The following is a 19,662-nucleotide window of genomic DNA, read 5'->3' as shown; positions in this document are numbered from 1 at the left end:
ACCTTGACCTCGTAGCCCTTGTCCCTGGCCTGCTGCTCGGTGTACCCGAAGGACGCGACCTGCGGCTGGCAGTAGGTGGCCCGCGGGATCATGTCGTAGTTGATCGGATGGGTCTCCACGCCGGCGATGACCTCGGCGGCGACCACACCCTGCGCCTCGGCGGTGTGCGCGAGCATCATCTTGCCCGTGGCGTCGCCGATGGCGTAGATGTGCGGCACGTTGGTGCGCATCTGGTCGTCGATGGCGATGGCCTTGCGGTCGGTCAGGGCGACACCGGTGTTCTCGAGGCCGTACCCGTCGACGCGGGGGCGAACCCGACGGCCGACAGGAAGCGGTCGGCCTCGAGGACCTGCTGTGCTCCTCCACTCGCGGGGCTGACGGTGACCCGGACGCCCGAACCGGTGTCCTCGATGCCCTCGACCTTGGTGGAGGTCAGCACCTTGATGCCGAGCTTCTTGTAGGCCTTGGCGAGTTCGGCCGAAACCTCGGCGTCCTCGGTGGGCACCATGCGGTCCAGGTACTCGACGATGGTCACGTCGGTACCGAACTGGCTGAGCACGTAGGCGAACTCGGTGCCGATGGCACCCGAGCCACCGATGATGATGGAGCCGGGAACGTTGTCGGAGAGGATCTGCTCCTCGTAGGTGACGACATTGGCAGAACGCTGCGTGCCGGGGAGCATCTTCGTGGTGGCGCCCGCCGCGATGATTGCGCTCGTGAAGGTGACGCGCCGCTTCTCACCGGCATCGGACTCGACCTCGACGGTGTTGCCATCGACGAAGGTGCCCCAACCGTTGAGCTCGGTGATCTTGTTCTTCTTCATGAGGAAGTGGATGCCCTTGGTCATCCTGTCCGACACGGCACGGCTGCGGGAGTATGCCTTCGCGTAGTTGAACGACACCTCCCCTCGATGCCGAAGGTGTCGGCCTCGTGGGTGAAGATGTGCGCCAGTTCCGCGTTGCGCAGCAGCGACTTGGTGGGGATGCAGCCGACGTTGAGGCACACGCCTCCCCAGTACCGCTTCTCGATGATGCCGACCTTGAGGCCAAGCTGGGCGGCGCGGATGGCGGCAACGTAGCCGCCCGGTCCGGCGCCGAGAACAACGACGTCAAATTCTGAGCTCATGGCGAACACTCTATCTCTCCGCGACGGAGCTCGCGGCACACTTCACAGGCGCCTACGCGGACAATCTCACAAATGAGATATGCTGCATGGATGAGCGCAACTAGTGATTCCATCGGCCGGATGATCCGCGACGCCCGCACGGCTCGTGGATGGTCGCAGAAGAAACTCGCCGAGGAGCTCGGCACCGCCCAGAGTGCCGTGCACCGCATGGAGGCAGGGCAGCAGAACCTGTCGCTCAGCATGATCGACCGCCTGGCCGAGGCCCTGGAAATGCCCCTGATCCAGTCGGCGACCCAGGGCAGCGTCAACTTCGAGATCCAGGGCGGCACCACACTTTCCGGCGAGATAGACGTGCGCACCTCGAAGAACGCCGCCATGGCTGTCCTCTGCGCCAGCCTGTTGAACCACGGCCGCACCGTGCTGCGCGGCCTTGCCCGCATCGAGGAGGTCGACCGGATCAGCGAGGTCCTCACCTCCATCGGCGTGCGCCTCACCTGGATCGGCGACGGGAGCGACCTCGAGATCATCCGCCCGAGCACCTCGAACCGGAGAAGATGGACGAGCGCGCCGCCCGGCGCACGCGCAGCATCCTTATGTTCCTCGGGCCGCTGCTGCACGAGTTCGACGAGTTCAAACTCCCCTACGCCGGCGGCTGCGACCTTGGCGCGCGGACCGTGCACCCGCACATGGCCGCGCTCAGCAAGATGGGCCTGACCGTCACCGCCACCGACCGCAACTACCACGCGCACGTGGTGCGCAGCACCGTGCCCGAGCGGCAGGTCACCCTGATCGAGCGCGGCGACACCGTCACCGAGAACGCCATCATGGCCGCGGCGCGGACACCTGGCACCACAGTGCTGCGCAACGCCTCGGGCAACTACATGGTGCAGGACCTCTGCTTCTTCCTCGAGCTGCTCGGGGTGCGGATCGAGGGCATCGGCACCACCACGCTCACCATCCACGGCGTTGAGACCATCGATGTCGACGTCGAGTACTACATCTCCGAGGACCCGATCGAGGCGATGAGCCTCCTCACGGCCGGCATCGTCACAAGGTCGGAGATCACTGTGCGTCGCTGCCCCATCGAGTTCCTCGAGGTCGAGTTCGCCGTCCTCGAGGAGATGGGCCAGAAGCTCGAGCTGTCCGACGAGTACACCAGCCACAACGGCAAGACCCGGCTCGTCGACGTGACGGTGAAGCCGTCCGACCTGTCCGCGCCGATGGACAAGATCCACCCGATGCCGTTCCCGGGCCTGAACATCGACAACCTGCCGTTCTTCGCGGTCATCTGCGCGACCGCGACCGGCCAGAGCGTCATCTACGACTGGGTCTACGACAACCGCGCGATCCATCTGTCCAAGCTCTCCGAACTCGGCGCCAACATCCAACTGATGGACGCCCACCGACTCCTCATCATCGGCCCACCGCCTGGCGCGGCCGCCAGATCGAGACGCCTCCCGCACTCCGACCGGCGGTGTGCGTCCTGCTCGCCGCCCTCGCCGCGCGTGGCACCACGAACCTGATGGACGTCTATGTCATCAACCGCGGGTACGAGGATCTCCCCATCGGCTCAACAAGCTCGGGGCGAGCATCAACGTGTTCTGGGGCGACCCCTCCTCAGACGCCTGATCCTCACCCGATCCGTCGGGCCGGGTACCGGTGCCTCGGAGCGACCAGATCGTCCTGGGCGGCGACGAGCCGTAGCTCGTCGTGCCCCATGGACGCGGTGGCCTCGAGCAGCGAGTAGACGACCGACGCCGTCTGGCCCAGTGAACCGCCCAGGTCACCGGTGCGGAGCCAGTGGGCGAGGAAGACGGCGGTCGTCACGTCCCTGACCCGGTGAACCGGCGGCCGATCAGCGGCGTCTCGACCAGCCAGGACGCATCCGGGCCGACGGCGAGCATCCGCATCGCGTCGCCGCCCATCCCCTCGCCCACAACCGAGGTGACCACCACGACCTCCGGCCCGCGGGCACGCAGTTCATGCGCCGCCGCAAGCACCTCGTCCAGGGTCGAGGTGCCGCGCCCGGTGAGGAACTGCAGCTCGAAGAGGTTCGGCGTCATGATGTCGGCCTCGGGCACCACCTTGTCGCGCCAGTAGTCGGGATGCCGGGTGCCGCGTAGAAGCCCGTGTCCTCGTCGCCCATCACGGGTCGGCGCAGAAGACCGCGCCCGGGTTGGCCGCCCTGATCGCGGACGCGGCCTCGAGGATCACGTCACCCACCTCAGGCGTACCGAGGTACCCGCACAGCAGGGCGTCGACCTGCTCGAGAACGCCTCGTTCACCGATGCCTCGCACGACCTCCCGCACCTGGTCTGCCGGGATGTGCGGGCCACGCCACGAGCCGTATCCGGTGTGGTTCGAGAAGTTGACCGTGTATACGGGCCAGACGTCGACGCCCAATCGCTGCAGGGGGAACACCGCAGCGGAGTTGCCGGCGTGTCCGTACGCGACGGCTGACTGGATCGACACGACAGTTGTCATGCCGACATGCTGCTGGGCCGACGCGCCCAGCGCAACCGCGACCGCCGGATCCGGCCGGTAGCAAAATGGGCCCCGTCCGCAATAGACTCTGCGGACATGGCCGAGGTGTATGGAGACTACCTGTCCCCGAGTTCATCGCGATGGCCCATCGGGGCGGCTCTCTGCTCACCGCCAACCTCGGGATCGAGAACACGGTGAAGGCCTTCACCAATGCCGTCGAGCTCGGCTACCGGTACCTGGAGACCGACATCCACGCCTCGGCGGATGGCCAGTTGTTCGCGTTCCATGACGGGGCGCTCGAGCGGGTGACCGGGTACGAGGGCAGCCTCCATGAGCTCTCCGCCGCTGAGGTGCGCGAACTCCTCGTGGGTGGGCGCGAACCGGTCCCCTCGCTGGATGAGTTGTTCGAGACGTTTCCCGATCTCAACTTCAACATCGACATCAAGCACAACCGGGCCGTGACGCTGCTTGCCGATGCCATCCGCCGTCATGGCGCGGAACGACGGGTGTGCGTCGGGTCCTTCTCCCGGGCGAGGATCAAGAAGTTCCGCAGCCTGCTCCCCGCGTCGTGACAGCCGCGTCGAACGTCGGTGTGATCGCCCTCCTCGCGGGCGGATCGCGGCAGAGGGGCAGGCCTACCAGATCCCCGTCCGACACGCGGTGGGGCCCTTGAACCTCCCCGTCATCACGCGCGCCACGCTCGCCCGGGCCCACCGTGCCGGCCGCAAGGTGCACGCCTGGACGATCGACGATCCGATCACGATGCACCGGCTGATCGACTGGGGCGTCGACGGCATCATCACCGACCGACCCGATTTGCTGAAAGAGGTTCTTGCCGCAAGGGGTATGTGGTCTACTCGGTAGGGAACGATTCGGCCCTCCGAGTCGTTGTAACAAGGGAGAAACGAAGGAGGGAACATGGCTGATCGTGCACTACGCGGCGTCGGTCTCGGGTCGAAGACCTTCGAGGACGAACAGGGCGTCGAGTTCGCTGAGCGTCAGAGCCTCGCATTTGACTGTCCCAAGGGCACCACTTCACCGTTACCTTCTCCGTGGAGGCCGACCTCCCCACCGAGTGGGAGTGCAAGAAGTGTGGCCAGTTGGCCACGCGTTCTGACGGCGTCGTCGGGGAGGAGAAGGTCGAGAAGCCCGTGCGCACCCACTGGGACATGCTGCGCGAGCGTCGCTCGATCCCTGAGCTGGAGGACATCCTCGCTGAGCAGCTCACAAAGCTGCGCGAGTCGGACCGCATCTACTAGGACGAACTTCGTCGCGACGCCCCACCGGGTAGTGACCCGGTGGGGCGTTCGCATTCCCGGCCACGCCTACCGGACCGGCCCCCGGAAGCCGACGAACCGGGAGAGCCCGAAGCTCACGAATCGGGAGAGCCCGAAGCTCACGATTTGAGAGAAATGTGTGCGCGGGCCGTGAGGATCAGGCAGCGAAACGGCAAGGACAGCCCTGTTGCATATGGGTTGTGCCGGGGAACGGCCGCAAATCCGTTCCGACAGAAGTGATCGGGCGCCAGGGTCGATTGGGGGATCGACGTTGGGAAACGCAGCAGCGTTTTCCAACGTAGCTGTTCCTGGCGCAAGGTCGAAAACTTCCTGTTGGCTGCCGCGCCCTGCGCGCGGCACCACCACCGGGTCGTGAGGCGGACTGGGGGTTTGAGCCCCGGCCCGGGTGGTGGCACTTCAAGGGATCCTGGGCGCAACGCGCAGGCCAGCTGACCCTATCGGGACGCCGCGTCCCATCCTTCGCTAGGCTATGCCGCGGAGGAACTTGATGATCGACGATTCTGTGGACGATCTGCCTTCGGAAGTGGCAGATCTGATTGCCGGGCGTCGCGAGGAGATCGCGCGCGTGGCGGCGCAGGAACTGGGGGATCCAGCGTTGATGAGCTTCCGTACCTGTTGCACCGCCTCGCGGGCAAGCTGGGCACTTTCGGGTACCGCGACGCGGGCGAAGCCGCCCGCGTCCTCTTGAGCGACCTGCAGGGGCTCAACAGCGACGCCGTTGTGTGCCGCATCGACGCTCTGATCCGCCTGCTCGGAGCCGACGGGGAGCCCGCCGCATGAGTGGAGAGCTGATCCTCCTGGTTGAGGACGACGCCGATCTGCGTGAACTCGTATCCCTGACGCTGAGCAGCGCCGGATACCGAGCGATCACCGCACCGGACGGCGATGCCGCCCTCGCCCAGTTCCACGCCCAGTCACCCGACCTCGTGCTCCTGGACATCTCGCTCGGACCCGATTCGATCGACGGGCTGGAGGTGTGCCGCCGCATCCGCCGCTCCAGCGAGGCCCCGTGGTGTTCCTCACGAGCCACGGAGACGACATCGATGAGATCATCGGGTTCTCGACCGGGGCCGACGACTACCTGACGAAGCCGATCAACCACCGGGTGCTGCTGGCCCGTCTCGCCGCCATCCTCCGCAGGCGGGGCCGTCCGCCCGCGAGGCCGCCCCACCCAGTTGGTCCACGACGGTCTCACGATCGATCTTGCCGGCCGCAGCGTGACCGTGCACGGCGAGACGGTAGACCTGACCCGCATCCAGTTCGACCTGCTCGCGTCGCTGGCGGAACAACCCCGGAGGGTTCTCACGCGGGAACAACTCGTCGAGCGCGTCTGGGGTGGCTGGTTCGGCACCGACCACCACCTCGACGTGCATCTTTCCCGGTTGCGGCAGCGCATCAACCAGGCCGGTGGCCCACGCGTGGCGCACGCAGTGCGTGGCGTCGGCTTCCGGTTCACGGAGTAGTTCCCGATGACCCGACGTGTCCTGCTGGTCGATGACGATCCCGACCTCCTCGCGCTGCTGCGCGTCGCCTTCAACCTGTCGGGCGGTTGGGAGATTTCCGTCGCGGACGGCGCCGCCCGGGCCGTGGAGCGGCTCGGCGAGGTGCAGCTCGACGTCATCATCACCGACGGCGACCTCGGGGACGGCTCCGGCGACGATGTGCTCGCCGCTGCGGATGGCGTCCCAGTGGTGCTCCTCAGCGGCTCCGTGGACGCGCCACCCGACACACTGCATCCCCACCCGTCGTTCGCGGCGGCCATCTCCAAGCCGTTCAACCCCATGGCGTTGCCCGCCCTGATCGGTCGCCTCCTCGAGGGAGCATCCCGGTGAGCGCAGACACCCCGCCCGCGTCCATGGACCCGCAGCTCATCCGCGACATGGCCGCGGTGCTCTCCAGCATCGGGGCCGCCGTCGTGCTCGCCCCGATGGACGGCGGGCTCGCCTGGCTCAGCGCGAGCGCGGGGACACTCCTCTCACTCCCTGAAGGCTCGATCCGCCCTCCTGCCTCGACTCGACGCTGCGGTCACTGCAGTCGGCCGAGGCCGACGACAGCGGCTGGGTCGCGTTGGCAGCCGATCCGCACGCCGTGGTCACCGACTGGGAATGGCACCTCGAAGGGCCGATCACCACCCTCCGGGTCACGACGTTTCCCATGATGCTCGACGACACCGACGTGCGTGCCTGGGTGTTCGACGACGTCTCATCGGAGCGGCGGGCCCTGCAGAGGGCAGAGTCCACGGGGCGCGGTTGGCCGAGACCGAGCGGTCGCTCGCGACGGCCCGCGACGTGGCCGTCGCGTCGGAGGCGAAGCTCAGGGCGGCGCTCGAGGGTGTGCTCGACCCGCATCTGCTGCTCCAGGTCACTCCTGGTGAGGGACCATCCGACATCGACCTGGAGATCCTCGTCGTCAACCAGGCCGCCCTGACCTACTGGGACTGGACCGCGGAGACGTGATCGGCGCGCCGCTGGCCAGCATCGTGCCCGCCCTCGCCGACGGTTCGATGATCGGTGAGATCTACTCCGCGTTGCTCAACGGGCACGACGCCGCGGTCTATGACCATGCCTTCCCGGGCCGGACGGGAAGACGCACCGCTACGACATCAGGGTCTCGGCCATGGGCCGCTCCCAGTTCGCCCTCACCTGGGCCGACGTCACGGAGCGGCACGAGGCGGCGCACCTTGTCGATGAGGCCCGCCGGTACTTCCAGCTACTGGCCGAGAACGCCTCGGAGGTGGTGATCCGGAGCAACCTCCCGGGGATTCTCGAGTGGATCTCACCATCGGTGGAGAAGGTGCTCGGATGGACCCTGCCGAGCTGCAGGGCACTCCCCTACCCGACCTGATCCACCCCGACGACCGCAGCTGCGTCCTCGCGACGGCACACGAGTCCATGGGTGCGTTCGGCAGGGTCTGCCACACCGAGGCGCGGGTGAGGGATGCGCAGGGCGGGCACCGCTGGATGAGCATCACGATGAAGATCGCCGTGGACGCCGGCGGCGAGCCGGTGGCCCGGATCTGCACGTGGCGCGACATTGAGACAGAGGTCGCCGTCCGCGGCGAACTGCGCGATGAGACCGCGAGCCGCGAGGCGATCACCGACTCGACCATCGACGCAGTGGTCTCCGTGTCCGCCGGGGCCAGATCGTCCAGTGGAACGATGCGGCGGCAAGGATGTTCGGCTACGAGGAGAGCGAGGCGTTGGGTCGTCCCTTCCAGCTCGTGGTGCCGGAGCGACTCGCTGACATGGCGCTACGCTGGCTGGGTTCGCCCCGCTCCGAAGAGGTGCGCGAGGGCACGAGCCACATCCACCGCGTCTGGCTCGACCGGCGCGACGGGTCGGATTTTCCGGCGGACGTCACCTTCGCGGTGTGGGAGCGCAGGGGCGTGCAGCACATCAGCGGACTGGTGCGCGACGTGACGCAGCAGCAACGCGATCTCGAGGACCTCGAGGCGGCGCGGGCCGAGCTGGACGAGGCGCAGCAGCTCTCGAGCACCGGGAGCTGGACCTACAACCTCGCCACCGGCCGCTGCGGCTGGACCGTGGAACTGGGCCGGATCCACGCACTGGGTCCCAGCGACGACGACTCCGGGTTGGGTGACCTGACAGCGCACCTGCGCGACGGCGGACGGGAGCTCCGTGATGCAGTGACCGCCGTGGTCGGGTCCGGGAGACCGCAGAGCTGGCCTATGAGGTGGACCTTCCGACGGCAACTATCGACGGGTCCAGGCACGGATCGCGGCCGTGCGGGACGCCCGAGGCCGGGTGAAGCGGCTACGCGGCACCGCGATCGACGTCACCGAGATGCACCGCGCCGAGGAGGCGCGCGCGCGTCGGGTGTCCGCCCATGCCGACTACCTGGCCCGCGCGGAGCACACTCTGCGCACCCACCTGTCCGTCGTGGAGGGCTGGTCAGGCATGCTCGAGACCGCCTCCAACCAGATGGACGAGGCCACCCGGATCGGCGCGCTCGGCGCGATCCGCAGGAACGCGACCGCGCTCGTCGGCATGTGAAGTCGCTGATGAGCGAGTCGGCCCACTACGCGATGGCGGAGGCCATCGTCCTCGAGCCGGTCGATGTTGCAGAGGTCGCCGAGACGGCCGCGCGTGACTACCGTGGGTTGACCGACAGGCACATCGAGATGGTGGCCGACGGCCCTGTCCCCGCGCTCGGCGCGACGGTGGCACTCGACACCGTCGTGAGGCACCTGATAGAGAACGCCGTCAGCTACAGCCCGACGGCGGCACCGTCGAGGTGCTGGCGCGGACCACGTCGGCCGGCGCCGAATTGGTGGTGCGCGATGAGGGACCGGGGCTGCCCGACGACCATGACATCTTCGTGCCGTTCTCGAAGGGATCGGCGTCGCTCGGGCACGGCCTCGGACTGCACGTGGTGCGGACCCTCGTCGAGGCGATGGGCGGCGAGGTGACCGGCCACAACGTCGAAGGGCGCGGCGGGGCCGAGTTCGTGGTCAGTCTGAGGGCCAGGAGGCTTAGGCGCAGCCGCCCTTGAGGTCGGCCAGGAACGTCATCATGTCGGTGCGCATGGTGACCATCCGCTCGTTCATGACCCGTGCGGCACGGCTGCGGGCGGCGTCGTCGAGTATCCCGTCCTCGAGCAGCGCAAGCCACCCTCGATCACGCTGAAGTGCGTGATCATGAGGTGCTCATGCTCTGTCGCCGCAGTGTGCATCGTGGTCTCCCTGGCCCGGTGACATCGGCCGGCATGACCGGTACACGATGTTGATTCACGCCTTCCAGTTTCGGGGAGCTCACTGACTCTTCGCTGTCGTTTTCCTTACAGTTCCCTCACAACAGGCGTGCCTGATCAGTCGCGTGGATCCTGCTCGATGATCGTTCCCTCGAACACCGGCTCCTCGTCGGCCACGGCCCCGATCCCGGGGATCAGCGACCCGCCCGGCTCGTCCACCGTCTCCCCTTGATCACGGTGGGAGCGGCCCCACTGCGCTGCAGGGTCCTGTTCGCCCACCACGAGATGGCGGACCGGATGAACGGACGGGTGAACGGCAGCAGCAGGAGGGCGCCGACAATGTCGGAAAGCAGACCGGGAAGGATGAGCAGAATGCCACCGGCGATCACGAGGCTCGCATCCGCGAGCTGACCTGATGGAAGCTGACCTGAGCGCAGCGACTCCGACAGCTTTCCCCATGTCTTGGTCCACTCCCGCCCGAGGAGGAAGATGCCGAGCAGGCTCGTCAGGACAAGAACGGCCAGTGTCCACCAGCCGATCTGGCCGGAAACCCAGATCAGTGCGGCCACCTCTGCGATCACATAGACGAGCAGCCCACGCCGGTGAGCGCGAGCAGGACGCCACCACCACGTTGTGTCTTCATCGCTGCGTCAGTCCCTTCCTCATTTCCAGCTACTTCCTGCCGATCGCCCTGCGGGCGCCCCGATCAGCTGCCCGAACCGGTATTCGACACCCCAGAGGGTGGTGCGGATGAGCGCCTCGACGACGATGTTGCGGCTCATCTTCGAATCGCCGAACTCCCGCTCGACGAACTCGATGGGCACCTCGACGACCTTGAAGCCGTTGCGGATGGTCCGCCACACCAGATCGATCTGGAAGCAGTAGCCGGCCGAGGCCACCTCGTCGAGGCTGATGCCACGCAGGGTGTCCGCCCGGTACGCGTTGAAGCCGCCGGTGGCGTCCTTGACGGGGATGCCGAGCCACAACCTCGTCCAGAGCGACCCGCCCTTGGAGATGAACACGCGCGACTTCGGCCAGTTCACGACGGAACCGCCCTTGACCCAGCGGGACCCTTCGCCATGTCCGCGCCGTCTGCGAGGGCCTGGATCAGGCGGGGCAGTTCCTCGGGCTGGTGCGAGCCGTCGGCGTCGTGCTGCACAAGCACGCCGTAGCCGCGCTCGAGGCCGTAGTGGAAACCTGCCAGGTAGGCGGCGCCCAGGCCCTCCTTGCCCTTGCGGTGCAGCACCAGGATGTGGCTGTCCTCGGCGGCCAGCCGGTCGGCGATGCGGCCGGTGCCGTCGGGCGAGTTGTCGTCGGCGACCAGGATGTCGGCCTCGGGGACGGCCCGGCGGAGCCGGTTGGTGATGCTCTCGATGTTCTGGGACTCGTTGTACGTCGGGATGATCACGAGCACTCGGCCGAGCGCTTCCTTGGAGGTCATGTGGTTCCTTGTGGTCGAGGGTCTATCCCATGTTACCGGGGCCGGTTCCCGGCGGACGAGCGTCACTCCGATGGCGACGACGGTCGTAGCGACCGCCAACCAGGACAACCAGGGGTTGAGCGTGACCGAGAGGTTCCTGTTGTAGCGGAGCGGCACCGTTGCGAACATGGTGACGGCGTCCAGTTCGTCGGTCTGCTGGAGCACGCGTCCCTTCGCGTCGATCACCGCGGAGTAGGAGTTGAGGGTGCTCGCGAGGATCTCCCTGCCGCTCTCCATGGCGCGGACCCGGTTGAGCACGAGCTGTTGGTGCGGCTCGAAGGTGCCCGCGTAGGTGTTGGTGTTGGACTGCGACACGACGACCTCCGCCCGCCGCGGATGAGGTCGTAGAAGGTCTCGTCGTAGGCGAGCTCGAAGCAGATGATCGTGCCGACTCGGAGCGCCCCGAACCCGCCCGCTGAGGCCTCCACGACACCCGGCCCTCCCCGGGATCGAGTCCCTCCCGACCTGCTTGAGGATCGGCAGCACTGGCAGCAGTTGTGCCCGGAACGGGATGTACTCACCGAACGGGACGAGGTTGCGCTTGCTGTAGGTCGCCCGGGCCCGCTTTCGTGGTCCCACCAGATGCTGGAGGTCTGCCGCGTGTCGGGCTCCGCCCGTCTGTGACGGCCCCACGAAGATGGGAACGCCCGCGATTGATGCCGACAGCTCGACGAGGCGGCGGGTCTCGGCGTCGAGGACCGGATCGACGTCAGTGGCGTTCTCCGGCCAGAGCACGAAGTCGACCTCGGTGCCTCCGGTGCGGGCGAGCGCGGTGGCGAAGATGGTTTCGCTGAGCGCGTTGTTGGTGACGGAGCGCGCGTAGCTGGCGGTGCCGTGCTCGGCGCGGTTCACGTTGGGCTGCACCATGGCCACGGTGACGCTCTGCTCCTGGGTGCTCACGGGCACGAGGTTCAGCAGCCCGCCGACGAGGAACAGGGCGAGGCCAACGGCGAGCGCCCTCAGCCGGAACGCGCGGTCTGCCACCGCGAGGAGCCCGAGGCACCCGGCCAGCGCGACGATGAAGCTGACGCCCGTCACACCGACCCAGGCGAGGAGGCCGCTCATGGGCTGGTCGATGGCGGTGTAGGCAAGCCTGGTCCACGGGAATCCGCCGAACGGGACCTTCCCGGAGCCGTACTCGACGGCGACCCACGCTGCGGGCACCAGCAGGGCCAGGCCCGCAGGCGCATCAGCCGCGCCACCAGCAGGCCGAGCAGCCCCCACCACAGCGCCATGAAGGCCACCAGCGCAACCCCGACCCAGACACCGAGAACGGACACCCAGGAGATGGTGAGCGCGTTGTGCACCAGGCCCACGAGGTAGCCCCAGCCGAAGGCGGCCCTGCCACGTAAGCCGAGCATCAGCCACGCGAAGAGACCAACCCCAGCGATCGTCGCGGGCCAGACTCCCATCGGGGCCTGCCCTGCGCCGAGCAGGAGTCCGGTGGCCGCCGAGAGGACGAGCATCAGCAGCGGCGGGAGGGAGGAGCGGGTCAGCACGCACGAAGCCTACCCGGGCCCGGACATGTGCCAGCATGTGTCGGGTGAGCACACTGATGGCGTTCGACACCTCGTATCTGTATTTCCGTGCCTTCTTCGGCGTCCCCGCGACGTTCCGGGCCCGGGACGGGCGGCCCGTCAACGCGGTGCGGGGCACCCTCGACTTCATCTCACGGCTCGTGGACCAGTACGGGCCGGATTCGTTCGTCTGTGCCTGGGACGACGACTGGCGCCCTGCCTGGCGCGTCGACCTGATCCCTCGTACAAGGCCCACCGGGTGGTCGAGGTGGAAGGGTCGCGCAGGAGTCGGTGGAGGACGACCTCAGCATCCAGGTGCCCCTGATCCGGGCCTGCCTGGACGCGCTGGGCATCCAGGTCGTCGGGTGGCCGGGCACGAGGCCGACGACGTCCTCGCCTCGCTCGCCCGGCAACACGACGGCACGAGCCTCGTCGTGACCGGTGACCGCGACCTGTTCCAACTCGTGGACCAGGAGACCTCTGTGGTCTACGTCGCCCGCGGGGTCGCGAAGCACGAACTCGTCACCCCGAGGTGCTGGCGGCGAAGTACCAGTTGGCCGCGGAGCGCTACGTCGACTTCGCCGTCCTGCGGGGCGACCCGAGCGACGGGCTCCCGGGTGTCAAGGGGATCGGCGAGAAGTCGGCCGCATCGCTGGTCGGTACCTACCCGACGCTCGAAGACATGGTGCAGGCCGCAGCCGATCCGGCGTCGAAGATGTCGCCGTCCATGCGTTCCAAGTTGCTCGCCGACGTCGACTACCTCGTCAAGGCACGGGAGGTTGTCACGTGCGTCGACACCCTGCCGCTTCCGCCCGTGCGCCGGGGCCCCATCGATGAGGAGCGGGTCGACGCCATCACCGAGGAACTCGATCTGGGTGGCTCGATGGGGCGGCTGGTCGCCCTGCTTCGGCAGCGTCGGGAGGACGGGCGCGGCTGACCGGAACCCGACCGCGGCGACACGCCGGAGGTCGGTGGCCGATAGTTTCGGCCGGACCGACCAGAATCGGCCACTGGCCGGTTTTTACGGAAGCCCGGGAGAGGGTCGGTGGCCGATAGTTTCGGCCGGACCGACCAGAATCGGCTACTGGCCGATTTTTCCGGTGGGTCTGTGGGGCTTCCCCCTCCGGGTCAGCGGGCGGCGTGCAGCATGTACATCGCCGAGCTGGCGAGCAGGTTCGCCCCGATCCTGCCGGTGCGCAGCCGATGGCCGTCGGCGTCCAGGGCGATCCTGCGGTCGATGACCATGTCGAGGCTCTCGAACAGCGGCTCGAGGTCGGGGATCGACGAGTGGTGCAGGTTGGGTGTGTCGTACCAGTCGAAGGGAAGGTCCTTCGACATCGGCATCCTGCCGCCCAGCAGGCGGACCCGGTTGCGCCAGTGCGCGAAGTTCGGCATCGACACGATCGAGTGCAGCGCGATGCGCCCCATCTCGGCGAGCACGCCCGCGGCCGGTGCACCGTCTGCAGCGTCCTGGAGAGCACCACGAAGTCGTAACTGTCGTCCCCGAACTCGCCCAGCGCCGTGTCGAGGTTGAGCTCGATCACATTGACACCACCCGGAGGCACTCGAGCACGTTGGCCGGATCGAGGTCGACGCCGGTGCCGGTGCAGCCCTTCTCCATCAGCAGCCGCAACAGATCGCCGTTGCCGCAGCCAAGGTCGAGCACACGGGAACCCTCCGGGATGAGGTCGGCGATGACCGCGAGGTCGGCCCGGAATCTCTCGGTCACAGGATCTCCTCCGCTGCCCTGTCGAGGAAGGCACGCACGGTGTCGTGGTACTGCTCCAACTCGAGAAGAAACGAGTCATGTCCCCACGGCGAATGGATCTCGCGGAAGGACGTCGGCACCCGGGCCCCTCGAGGTGGCGGACGATGCGGCGCGAGTGCGCCGTCGAGAACCGCCAGTCGGAATCGAAGCTGACCACCAGGAACCGGACGGGGTCGGCGGCCAGCGCGTCAAGGACGTGGTCGTCGGCAAAGGGGTCGAAGTAGTCCATCACCCTCGTCAAGTACAGGTAGCTGAGAGGGTCGAACCGCGACAGGAACCGCTGCCCCTGGTACTCGAGGTAGCTCTCGACGGCGAAGTCGATCCCGAAGTTCGGGGAGAGCTCGCCTTCCTGGGCGGAGCGGCCGAACTTCTCCTGGAACGCCTCCTCGGACAGGTAGGTGATGTGCGCCATCATCCGCGCGACGGAGAGGCCCGGGACGGTGTGGTGCCCCGGGTGAGGAACAGGCCCTCGTTGAAGCCCGGGTCACGCATGATGGCCTGCCTGCCGACGGCGCTGAAGGCGATGTTCTGGGCGGTGAGCCGGGAGGACGTCGCGAAGATGAGGGCGCGCCCCATCTCGCGCGGGTGGGTCAACGCCCACTGCAGCACCTGCATCCCGCCGAGCGATCCGCCCACGACGGCCGCGAACCGCTCGATGCCGAGGTGGCGGGCCAACCCGCGGTGCACCTCGACGAAGTCGGCCATGTCGAGCAGCGGGAAGTCGAGGGCGTACGGTTCGCCGGTCGCCGGGTTGATCGACGAGGGGCCGGTGGTGCCGCGGCAACCGCCGAGGATGTTGGAGGCCACCACGAACCAGTGGTCGGTGTCGATGGGCCTGCCCGGCCCGATCATGTTGTCCCACCAGCCGGGGCGCTCGTCGCCCTCGTGGTAGCCGGCGGCGTGCGCGTCGCCGGTCAGAGCGTGACAGATGTAGATGGCGTTGCTGCGCTCAGCGTTCAGCTCGCCATAGGTCTCGTAGGCGACCTCCACGGGCGCGAGGGTCGTGCCGCTGCGCATCCGCAACGGGTCGCCGGGGCCGAAGACGGTCGCGATCTGTGTCTCGACGAGGCCGAGGGAAGTTCCGCTCACATGCCCCATTGTTGCGCAACGACGCGCCGACGCCCGCACGAGACCACGTGCGGGCCGGCAAACCGCCAGCGGCCGGGCCGCCGTGTACCAGTGTTGGGGGATGACTCCTGCGAAGTTCACCGTCACCTTCGACGCGACAGACCCACTCGCCCTCGGCGAGTTCTGGGCCCTTGCACTGGGATACGTGCGTGAACCTCCCCGCCGCCGCACGCCACCTGGAGGAGACACTGATCGCCTGGGGCCTGCCCGGGAGAACTGGAACGACGCCAACGCCATAGTCGACCCCGACGGCATCGGCCCCGGATCTTCATCCAGAAGGTGCCGGAACCGAAGACGGCAAAGAATCGCATGCATCTCGATGTCCGCGTCTCCAGCGGCCCCGACGACAAGGACCGGGCCGGGATGCTGGAGAAGGCAGACCAGTTGGTCGCCGCCGGAGCGACCCGGGTGCGGACGGTCGACGAGGGCTTCAAGGGCTACTGGATAGTGATGACCGACCCGGAGGGCAATGAGTTCTGCATCGTGTAGCGGCTGCTAACCGACCGCGACACCGAGCAGCGCTCCGATGCCGTAGGTGGCGCCGAGCGCCAGCAGGCCTCCGAAGACCACGCGCCGGATGGCGGGCGCGACCGGGGAGTCGCCGAGCTTTGCGCCGAGCCCCCGGTGATGGCGAGGGCCACGAGGACCGCGAGCACCGTGACCGGGATGCGCCACGGTAGGGCACCAGCAGGATCGTCAGGAACGGCAGGATCGCCCCGGCCAGGAAGGCCACGGCCGACGCGATCGCGGCGTGCCACGGGTTGAGGACCTCATCCTCGGCCAGGTGGTAGCGCTGCGACAGCAGCACCCTCGACCGGTTGGAATCCGACAACTCCGCCACGACCGCCTCCGCGGTCGTCTGGCTGAGGCCCTGCGACCGGAAGGTCTCGACGAGCTGCTCGTCTGCCGCGCGGCGGTCACCCCGCAACAGGCCGCCGACCCGGGCGATCACGGAGCGCTGGGAGTCGGCGGCGCTGGACACGGAGACGTACTCCCCAACGCCATCGAGATCGCCCCGCCGACGACGGCGGCGACGCCTGCCAGCAGGATCGGCGTCACGCTGTCGACGGCGGCGGCCACGCCGACCACTGTCGCCGCGACCGAGACGATGCCGTCATTGGCCCGAGGACCCCGCGCGCAGCCAGTTGAGGCGGTCGGAGAACTCCGTCGAGTGCCGCTTGTCCGTGGTGTCCTCCATCGTCGTCATGGGCCCATTCTCTGCCGATTCCCCGTTTCGTTCCACCCAGGAAAGGCTTGCCTGGCTGCCGGTGAGCCGCCGCGAACTACCGCCGGTGCGATGGAAGAAACAAACACGTCCACCCGCGACGAAAACACCAGGACCATCCGCGGACCCAGGGCTCCCGCTGACCGAGCACCCGCGCGAAGCCGACGACGGCGACCCGAGAGCTAGAGCTGCTCCAGCGCCTGGTCGATGTCGGCGAGGATGTCGTCGATGTTCTCGATACCGATCGACAGGCGCACCATCTCGGCGGGCACCCCCGCAGCCACCAGTTCCTCGTCGCTGAGCTGCGAGTGGGTGGTCGACGCGTTGTGGATCGCCAGCGACTTCGCGTCACCGATGTTGGCCAGGTGGCTGAACAGCTTCAGGCCCTCGACGAAACGGGTGCCTCCCTCGCGGCCGGAGGCCACGCCGAACGACACGAGGCCGCCGAATCCGCCCTTGAGGATCCGCTTGGCGATCTCGTGGGTGTCACTCGACTCGAGACCCGGGTAGTTCACCCACGCGACCTTGGGGTGCTTCTCGAGGTGGACGGCCACCGCCATGGCGTTGGTGGAGTGGCGCTCCATGCGCAGGTGCAGGGTCTCGATTCCCTGGAGCAGGAGGAAGGAGTTCATCGGCGCGATCGCCGCCCCGGTGTTACGCAGTAGGACGGTGCGGGCGCGGATGATGTAGGCGGCGGGTCCGGCGGCCTCTGTCCACACCACGCCGTGGTACGCGTCATCCGGCCCGGTGAGGCCCGGGAACCGGTCGGCGTGTGCGGTCCAGTCGAACCGGCCTGAATCGACGATCACCCCACCCAGGGAGTTGCCGTGGCCGCCGAGGTACTTGGTGGCCGCGTGCACCGCGACGTCGACGCCGTGGTCGAAGACCCGGGTGAGGTACGGCGTGGGGACGGTGTTGTCGACGATGAACGGCAGGCCGAGCTCGTGCGCGGCGGCCGACCAGGCATCCAGGTCGACCACGTTCAGCGCCGGGTTGCCCACGGTCTCGCCGAACACCAGCCTGGTCTTCTCGTCGACGTGGTTGCGCAGTTCCTCGGGTTTCGCGGGGTCGACGAAGCGGGCCTCGATACCGAACTGCGCAAGGGTGTGGGCGAAGAGCGCGAAGGTGCCGCCGTAGAGGGTGGCGAGGGCGACGATGTTGTCGCCCGCATAGGTCAGGTTGAGCACCGAGTACGTGACGGCGGCCGCGCCCGATGCCGTGGCGAGCGCGCCGACGCCTCCCTCGAGGGCATTGACGCGGGCCTCGAGCACCGACTGGGTCGGGTTCATGATGCGGCTGTAGATGTTGCCCGGGGTGCGCAGCGCGAACAGGTCGGCGGCATGCTGCGCATCGTCGAAGACGTAGCTGGTGGTCTGGTAGATCGGCACGGCCCTGGCGTTGGTCGCCGGGTCGGCCTCCTCCTGGCCTGCGTGCACGGCCAGGGTCTCCGGTCGGTGGGTCATCGCGTCTCCTAGAAGTGTCGGGTGATCCGGAAGATAGCGCGTCGGGACGCCCCGTGGGGCGCTGCCCAGTCCATGACCCGCCCCTCACCACCCGGGACGCCCGGTCACATCCTGATCGGGCCGGGCGGTTGTCGTGCACGGTCCGATCGTCGTCTTCCTGGACGGTGACCACGCCCGGTCGGTCGGATGCCCGGCAGGGAACGGGAGATGAGCCTGCCGGGCACCCGGATCTTGGTGGGTGGGGCCGCAGAGGTTGCGCTCCCCACCGTGGGTTCAGCCGCCCAGGGAATCCGGGTCGCGGTGACGCCCCAGAAGCCGGTCGGCGAGAAGAGCCGGTCCACCACCGCATCGAACTGGCCCGTCTCGACGAGGAGCTCCAGCACCGTGTAGCGGCTGCGGATCAGGTTCGCCTTGAGGTGGGTACCACGGAACCGGTCCCAGTCGATCCCGATCAGCTCGGGATGGTGCGGCGCCCCGGCCGCACGCAGCATGGCGGCCGCCCGCTCGGGCGTAACGAGTTGGGCGGAGACCCGCTCCCGGATGACGCCCCAGTGTTCCTTGATGGTGGCCAGGCGGGCACGCAGTTCGTCACCCTCGATGTGCTTGGAGAGGGTGGCACCGACGGCCGCCTCACGGATCTGCTCCGGGAGGAGGGCCTCGATGCTGGAGACGAGGTCGTCCCGCGTCCGTGCCGTCGCGACCACCTCTTCCACATCGATGGCCTCCATGTCGATCCGGAGCGCCTCCTCCCACAGGGCGCAGGAGGCGAGGGTGCCGATGCCGACCTTGTGCCCGTGGCTGAGCGGCGGCTCCCAGTCGAGGCCATGGCCCTCCATCTCCCAGGTGTGCGAGAACTGGTGGCCCGCGCCCGACGCGGGACGCGACGACTTCACGGCCTGCATGGCGAGCCCCGAGAGCAGGTTCGCCTCGGCAAGCTTCGCGATGGCTTCGGGGTCGCCGGTTGCGACCGCGCACGGGTCACCGAGCGCCTCGGCCAGTTCGCCCTGCACGAGGCTCCACACGTCGGGATCGATGGGCTCGATGCCGAGCTCGTCGGCCAGGATCCAGTCGGCACCCGCCGGGATCTTCTCGAGAAGATCGCCGTAGCCGGTCGAGGTGAGGCGCGAGGGCGCGGCCGACATGATGTCGAGGTCGGCGACCAGCCCGGCCGGGCGGGGCAGTCGCGGGTGATCTTGAATCCATCGATGGAGATGGCGGCGCCGTAGGCGCTGAACCCGTCGACGGAGGCAGCGGTGCAGACGTTGAGGTAGGGTCGCCCGATCTCACCCGAGGCCAGCTTCGTGATGTCGTTGAGCGAGCCTGACGCGATGGAGCAGGCCACCGCGCCGGGCAGCTCGGCGAGCCGGTCCCTCACGACCGACACGTTGCCGTAGTCGGCGTACAGCGTCGGGGTCCCGGGAAGACCAGCGGTGCAGCGGCCGGCTCGACACCCGCGGCGAGCAG

The 19,662-nt window shown here is 68.0% G+C and carries 20 protein-coding genes and 13 pseudogenes; 18 read left to right on the top strand and 15 right to left on the bottom strand.

Annotated features, from left to right (window positions below; translation table 11 throughout):
- Positions 1–1,073, bottom strand: a pseudogene (locus G7085_RS22410) (FAD-dependent oxidoreductase); the annotation flags it as partial.
- Between the two features lie 142 nt (positions 1,074–1,215).
- Between G7085_RS22410 and G7085_RS22405 the strand changes: the two are divergent.
- Positions 1,216–2,754 (top strand): annotated as a pseudogene (locus G7085_RS22405) (helix-turn-helix domain-containing protein).
- 3 nt (positions 2,755–2,757) lie between these two features.
- Here G7085_RS22405 and G7085_RS28735 read toward each other — a convergent pair.
- From G7085_RS28735 to pdxY, 3 genes are all read right to left on the bottom strand, one after another.
- Complete coding sequence (locus G7085_RS28735; RefSeq protein WP_231979818.1) at positions 2,758–2,952, bottom strand: carbohydrate kinase family protein; 195 nt, start codon at positions 2,950–2,952, stop codon at positions 2,758–2,760.
- Positions 2,949–3,206, bottom strand: a complete 258-nt coding sequence (locus G7085_RS28730; RefSeq protein ID WP_331715892.1) for a PfkB family carbohydrate kinase — start codon at positions 3,204–3,206, stop codon at positions 2,949–2,951. The genes G7085_RS28735 and G7085_RS28730 overlap by 4 nt, the downstream gene beginning before the upstream one ends.
- A 64-nt stretch (positions 3,207–3,270) precedes the next feature.
- Positions 3,271–3,609 (bottom strand): pyridoxal kinase, encoded by a 339-nt coding sequence (pdxY, locus tag G7085_RS28725; RefSeq protein ID WP_231979817.1) that lies wholly within the window; start codon positions 3,607–3,609, stop codon positions 3,271–3,273.
- Positions 3,610–3,749: 140 nt separating this feature from the next.
- Between pdxY and G7085_RS28720 the strand changes: the two genes are divergently transcribed.
- From G7085_RS28720 to G7085_RS22340, 14 genes and pseudogenes are all read left to right on the top strand, one after another.
- Positions 3,750–4,181 (top strand): glycerophosphodiester phosphodiesterase family protein, encoded by a 432-nt coding sequence (locus G7085_RS28720; protein ID WP_231979816.1) that lies wholly within the window; start codon positions 3,750–3,752, stop codon positions 4,179–4,181.
- 97 nt (positions 4,182–4,278) lie between these two features.
- On the top strand, positions 4,279–4,473 hold the full coding sequence (locus G7085_RS28715) for a glycerophosphodiester phosphodiesterase family protein (protein ID WP_231979815.1): 195 nt from the start codon (positions 4,279–4,281) through the stop codon (positions 4,471–4,473).
- 54 nt (positions 4,474–4,527) lie between these two features.
- A pseudogene (locus G7085_RS22390) lies at positions 4,528–4,868 on the top strand (RNA polymerase-binding protein RbpA).
- A gap of 654 nt (positions 4,869–5,522) precedes the next feature.
- On the top strand, positions 5,523–5,687 hold the full coding sequence (locus G7085_RS22385; protein WP_197512674.1) for a hypothetical protein: 165 nt from the start codon (positions 5,523–5,525) through the stop codon (positions 5,685–5,687).
- A complete protein-coding gene (locus G7085_RS22380) occupies positions 5,684–5,992 on the top strand; it encodes a response regulator (RefSeq protein WP_197512673.1) in 309 nt (102 codons plus the stop codon). The genes G7085_RS22385 and G7085_RS22380 overlap by 4 nt, the downstream gene beginning before the upstream one ends.
- Positions 5,993–6,082: 90 nt before the next feature.
- Positions 6,083–6,370 carry a winged helix-turn-helix domain-containing protein gene (locus G7085_RS22375; protein ID WP_231979814.1) on the top strand — a complete coding sequence of 96 codons (288 nt, stop codon included), beginning with the start codon at positions 6,083–6,085 and terminating at the stop codon, positions 6,368–6,370.
- Positions 6,371–6,376: 6 nt separating this feature from the next.
- A complete protein-coding gene (locus tag G7085_RS22370; RefSeq protein ID WP_197512671.1) occupies positions 6,377–6,739 on the top strand; it encodes a response regulator in 363 nt (120 codons plus the stop codon).
- A complete protein-coding gene (locus G7085_RS22365; protein ID WP_197512669.1) occupies positions 6,736–7,065 on the top strand; it encodes a hypothetical protein in 330 nt (109 codons plus the stop codon). Before G7085_RS22370 ends, G7085_RS22365 begins: the two co-directional genes overlap by 4 nt.
- A 91-nt stretch (positions 7,066–7,156) precedes the next feature.
- Complete coding sequence (locus G7085_RS22360; RefSeq protein ID WP_197512667.1) at positions 7,157–7,363, top strand: hypothetical protein; 207 nt, start codon at positions 7,157–7,159, stop codon at positions 7,361–7,363.
- Between the two features lie 160 nt (positions 7,364–7,523).
- Positions 7,524–7,751 carry a hypothetical protein gene (locus tag G7085_RS22355; RefSeq protein WP_197512665.1) on the top strand — a complete coding sequence of 76 codons (228 nt, stop codon included), beginning with the start codon at positions 7,524–7,526 and terminating at the stop codon, positions 7,749–7,751.
- Positions 7,709–7,900, top strand: a pseudogene (locus tag G7085_RS36095) (PAS domain-containing protein); the annotation flags it as partial. The gene G7085_RS22355 and the pseudogene G7085_RS36095, both read left to right, overlap by 43 nt.
- 179 nt (positions 7,901–8,079) lie before the next feature.
- Positions 8,080–8,280 (top strand): annotated as a pseudogene (locus tag G7085_RS36090) (hypothetical protein); the annotation flags it as partial.
- 391 nt (positions 8,281–8,671) lie between these two features.
- Positions 8,672–8,920 carry a hypothetical protein gene (locus G7085_RS22345; RefSeq protein ID WP_231979813.1) on the top strand — a complete coding sequence of 83 codons (249 nt, stop codon included), beginning with the start codon at positions 8,672–8,674 and terminating at the stop codon, positions 8,918–8,920.
- A 232-nt stretch (positions 8,921–9,152) separates the two neighbouring features.
- A pseudogene (locus tag G7085_RS22340) lies at positions 9,153–9,419 on the top strand (sensor histidine kinase); the annotation flags it as partial.
- A 392-nt stretch (positions 9,420–9,811) separates the two neighbouring features.
- On the opposite strand, the gene G7085_RS22335 reads toward G7085_RS22340, so the two are convergent.
- The 3 genes and pseudogenes from G7085_RS22335 to G7085_RS22325 all read right to left on the bottom strand — a co-directional run.
- Complete coding sequence (locus G7085_RS22335; RefSeq protein WP_331715891.1) at positions 9,812–10,198, bottom strand: FxsA family protein; 387 nt, start codon at positions 10,196–10,198, stop codon at positions 9,812–9,814.
- An 81-nt stretch (positions 10,199–10,279) separates the two neighbouring features.
- A pseudogene (locus G7085_RS22330) lies at positions 10,280–11,058 on the bottom strand (polyprenol monophosphomannose synthase).
- A gap of 1,095 nt (positions 11,059–12,153) precedes the next feature.
- Positions 12,154–12,509: pseudogene (locus G7085_RS22325) on the bottom strand (apolipoprotein N-acyltransferase); the annotation flags it as partial.
- Between the two features lie 122 nt (positions 12,510–12,631).
- Here G7085_RS22325 and G7085_RS36085 point away from each other — a divergent pair.
- Together G7085_RS36085 and G7085_RS28705 are read left to right on the top strand one after the other, a co-directional pair.
- Positions 12,632–13,066, top strand: a pseudogene (locus G7085_RS36085) (flap endonuclease); the annotation flags it as partial.
- A gap of 80 nt (positions 13,067–13,146) precedes the next feature.
- On the top strand, positions 13,147–13,551 hold the full coding sequence (locus G7085_RS28705; protein WP_331715890.1) for a 5'-3' exonuclease H3TH domain-containing protein: 405 nt from the start codon (positions 13,147–13,149) through the stop codon (positions 13,549–13,551).
- Positions 13,552–13,742: 191 nt separating this feature from the next.
- Here the strand turns inward: G7085_RS28705 and G7085_RS22315 are convergent.
- From G7085_RS22315 to metX, 3 genes and pseudogenes are all read right to left on the bottom strand, one after another.
- A pseudogene (locus G7085_RS22315) lies at positions 13,743–14,158 on the bottom strand (methionine biosynthesis protein MetW).
- Positions 14,155–14,343: a methionine biosynthesis protein MetW gene (locus G7085_RS33565; RefSeq protein WP_331715889.1), complete on the bottom strand. Its 189-nt coding sequence runs from the start codon at positions 14,341–14,343 to the stop codon at positions 14,155–14,157. The pseudogene G7085_RS22315 and the gene G7085_RS33565 overlap by 4 nt, the downstream one beginning before the upstream one ends.
- Positions 14,340–15,480, bottom strand: a pseudogene (gene metX / locus G7085_RS36080) (homoserine O-acetyltransferase MetX). The gene G7085_RS33565 and the pseudogene metX overlap by 4 nt, the downstream one beginning before the upstream one ends.
- 309 nt (positions 15,481–15,789) lie before the next feature.
- Here metX and G7085_RS28695 point away from each other — a divergent pair.
- Complete coding sequence (locus G7085_RS28695; protein WP_331715886.1) at positions 15,790–15,999, top strand: VOC family protein; 210 nt, start codon at positions 15,790–15,792, stop codon at positions 15,997–15,999.
- A gap of 6 nt (positions 16,000–16,005) precedes the next feature.
- Here the strand turns inward: G7085_RS28695 and G7085_RS33550 are convergent, their stop codons facing one another.
- The 5 genes and pseudogenes from G7085_RS33550 to G7085_RS33545 form a co-directional block, all read right to left on the bottom strand.
- Positions 16,006–16,185, bottom strand: a complete 180-nt coding sequence (locus tag G7085_RS33550; RefSeq protein WP_331715885.1) for a hypothetical protein — start codon at positions 16,183–16,185, stop codon at positions 16,006–16,008.
- Positions 16,186–16,246: 61 nt separating this feature from the next.
- Positions 16,247–16,590 (bottom strand): annotated as a pseudogene (locus tag G7085_RS36075) (VIT1/CCC1 transporter family protein); the annotation flags it as partial.
- A gap of 327 nt (positions 16,591–16,917) precedes the next feature.
- Positions 16,918–18,198 carry an O-acetylhomoserine aminocarboxypropyltransferase/cysteine synthase family protein gene (locus G7085_RS22295; protein ID WP_197512654.1) on the bottom strand — a complete coding sequence of 427 codons (1,281 nt, stop codon included), beginning with the start codon at positions 18,196–18,198 and terminating at the stop codon, positions 16,918–16,920.
- Between the two features lie 104 nt (positions 18,199–18,302).
- The gene (locus tag G7085_RS22290) at positions 18,303–19,340 is read right to left on the bottom strand and encodes a dehydroquinate synthase/iron-containing alcohol dehydrogenase family protein (RefSeq protein ID WP_269451954.1); all 1,038 of its coding nucleotides are present in this window, start codon (positions 19,338–19,340) and stop codon (positions 18,303–18,305) included.
- Between the two features lie 101 nt (positions 19,341–19,441).
- Positions 19,442–19,540: pseudogene (locus G7085_RS33545) on the bottom strand (hypothetical protein); the annotation flags it as partial.
- Positions 19,541–19,662: the final 122 nt, after the last annotated feature.

The organism is Tessaracoccus coleopterorum, assembly GCF_011174705.1.
In the GTDB taxonomy this organism is placed as follows: domain Bacteria; phylum Actinomycetota; class Actinomycetes; order Propionibacteriales; family Propionibacteriaceae; genus Arachnia; species Arachnia coleopterorum.
Note: the sequence above shows the minus strand (reverse complement) of the source record. Positions and strands in the feature narration are given on the sequence as shown.